This is a genomic window from Microcystis sp. M53598_WE2 (genome assembly GCF_030067735.1).
In the GTDB taxonomy this organism is placed as follows: Bacteria; Cyanobacteriota; Cyanobacteriia; order Cyanobacteriales; family Microcystaceae; genus Microcystis; species Microcystis aeruginosa.
Genome location: NZ_JASJFE010000913.1, coordinates 1 through 2,742, shown reverse-complemented (window position 1 = coordinate 2,742; position 2,742 = coordinate 1). Strand labels below are relative to the sequence as shown.

Genomic DNA, 2,742 nt, shown 5'->3' with positions numbered 1-2,742 from the left:
TGCGGTTGTCCGATTAAGTCAAAGAAACTGTCGGGAAAGCGCAGGAAGATTTGGTAAAAGAGACTGTCAGTTTTCACGAGAAATCTCGCTTCTAGGGTTTATTGGCAGTTGCCGAATTGTTTGGCTAAACGGTTAATACTCTAGTATTAATAGGCATTGTATAATTTTTTCTCCTTGCTGTCACCCACAAAAATCTAGGGGACATGGCTCTTTTCCTGTATAATCAAGTCTTAATTTTAGGAATTGTCATTATATTTGAGGAAAATCTATGAGTTGGACAGAAGGATATGTATTGGAAGTTAACTACACTAGCGGTTTTTACGGCGAGTTAAGTCCCCTAAAATTAGGTTTAGCCACTCTGATTAAATCGATTCAACCCCCCGATTCCAGCCAAGAATTTACCTATTGTGAACTGGCCTGTGGTCAGGGTTTTACCACGAATATTCTAGCGGCTACCTATCCCCACGCCCAATTTTATGCCAATGATTTCAATCCTAGCCATATCGCCACGGCTAGAGATTTAGCGGCCAAGGCGGGAATGAAGAATATTCTTTTCTTTGATGATAGTTTTGAGGAATTTTTAGAGCGAGATTTACCTCAATTTGACTTCATCAGCCTGCACGGAATTTATAGCTGGATTAGTGCCAAAAATCGCCAAGCAATAGTTAATTTTATGCTCCGCAATCTCAAGGTAGGGGGATTAGTTTATATCTCCTATAATGCCCTTCCGGGTTGGTCAGCAGCGATGCCGATGCAAGCTTTAATGTTACGTCATGGTCAACACAGTTCCGAACCAATTTTAACCCGCATTGAACAGGCACTTAATTTTACAGGAGAATTATTAGAAGCTAATGCTAGTTATTTTGCCCAAAATCCAATTTTAAAAAATCGTTACGAGCGCCTGAAGGAACAAAATCGTTATTATTTAGCTCACGAGTATTTTAATCAGGAATGGAATTCTTTTTACTTCGATGAAGTAGCGAAAGAATTAGAGGATGCGAAACTTAAATATGTGGGTTCTGCCCATATTAATGACCATATTGATGCGGTCAATCTCTCCCCAGCAGCTCAAGAGAAATTAGCCAAAATCAGCGACCCAATCTATCGGGAAGTGGTGCGAGATTTCTTTCTTAACAATCAATTTCGCCGTGATATTTTTATTCGAGGCTCCTTAAGTTTAACCAACCAAGAACAGCTTAAACAACTACAAGAAACCCGGTTTGCTCTGCTGGTTAATCCCGCAAATATCAAGTTCGAGCAGCAGTTTCCCATGGGAGAAGTTAAGTTACAGGAGGCAGTTTATCAGCCAATTTGTCAGGTTTTGGCGGAATATCCCCAAACTTTACAGCAACTGCAAAATCATCCCAAAACCTCAAATATTAACTTAAATGGTCTTTACCAAGCTCTTATGATTTTAACTGGTATTGGCTATATTCATCCTGCTGTGGATGAGCAAACTTGCCAACAACGGAAACCATCTACTGATGCTTTTAATAATGCAGTGAAAGCGAAAGCAGTCTATAGTGAGGAATTAAGCTTTTTAGCTTCTCCTTTGATTGGTACTGGAGTAGTGGTCAATCGTTTAGAACAATTATTCCTCTTGGCTAAATCCTCTAACCAAGATGCAGTACAATTTGTTTGGCAAATTTTGGCAAGTCAAGGCAAAAAAGTGGTTAAAGATGGGAAAACTTTGGAAACAGAGGAGGAAAATATTACTCATCTGAAAACAGTGTACGAGCAGTTTAGTAAAGAACGTTTACTAACATTGCAAAAACTAGGTATTTAGTAAATACTATCTGGATGTATCTAGAAACTGGATATTTTTAACCATGACAGTCATCAATTTACAATCTTTCGAGAAAAAAGTTTTCTCCCAGAATGGAGAAGATGGTGTGATTGAGCATATTTTTGCTCTCATTGGTTTTACCAACCGCTATTATGTGGAAATTGGGGTCGAAGATGGCAGAGAATGCAATACGCGTTATCTGCGAGAAGTTTATGACTGTCATGGTATCCAGTTAGATAGGGATTATAGTAACCCAGAACTTCATCTCTATCAAGAGTTAATTACTGCCGAAAATATCAATCAAGTTTTTATCAAGTATCAGGTTCCCCACGAGTTCGATTTGCTTTCTATTGATGTGGACGGTAATGATTTTTATCTCTGGTTTAGTTTAGAAACAATCTATCAACCGCGAGTGGTAGTAGTGGAATACAATTCTTCCCACTCACCCAAAGAAGATAAGGTTGTCCCCTACTCTACTCAGCGTTGTTGGGATGGAACAAATTATTTTGGAGCTAGTATTTTAGCTTGGAAAAATTTAGCAGATAAGAAGGGTTATTCCCTGATTTATGCTGATAGTCAAGGGATCAATTTATTTATGGTTAGAAATGATATTTTAAGCGAAAAAAATCTCATTTTTTTCAACACAAATATCCCAGAGTTAATTTATGTACCTCCTAATTATTATGGTTGCTTACCCTATAGAAATTTGGAAAAAGGTCATCCTCCCGATCCTTTGCAAAGAGAATATTTAAGTTCGCAAGAAATTTTACTAACAGGCAAATTTGCCAATATAATAGAGGGAAGTTATCAAATATTTGCCCAGTTGAATAAGCGGGTAAGTTTTGCCGGTTATTTAGCTAATTTCCTTCATCCTCAATTATTCCGACAAGGGTTTTACTTACCTGAAGAAAATTTTACTTGGTTAAAAGGTGATTATGTTTTTTTTACTATCCAGC

At 37.7% G+C, this 2,742-nt stretch carries 3 protein-coding genes; 2 read left to right on the top strand and 1 reads right to left on the bottom strand.

The features are described 5' to 3' along the window. Positions 1-77, bottom strand: a 77-nt coding sequence (locus PX636_RS18560) for a DUF2887 domain-containing protein (protein ID WP_288118241.1), incomplete at its 3' end; no start/stop codon positions are given. A 191-nt stretch (positions 78-268) separates the two neighbouring features. Here PX636_RS18560 and PX636_RS18555 point away from each other — a divergent pair. Together PX636_RS18555 and PX636_RS18550 are read left to right on the top strand one after the other, a co-directional pair. After that, the gene (locus PX636_RS18555) at positions 269-1,786 is read left to right on the top strand and encodes a methyltransferase regulatory domain-containing protein (protein ID WP_288118240.1); all 1,518 of its coding nucleotides are present in this window, start codon (positions 269-271) and stop codon (positions 1,784-1,786) included. Between the two features lie 43 nt (positions 1,787-1,829). Continuing rightward, on the top strand, positions 1,830-2,742 hold a 913-nt coding region (locus PX636_RS18550), incomplete at its 3' end, for a hypothetical protein (RefSeq protein ID WP_288118239.1).

Excerpts from the sequence above, each read along its gene's own strand:
- PX636_RS18555 (WP_288118240.1), top strand. The coding sequence starts at position 269 with ATGAGTTGGACAGAAGGATATGTATTGGAAGTTAACTACACTAGCGGT.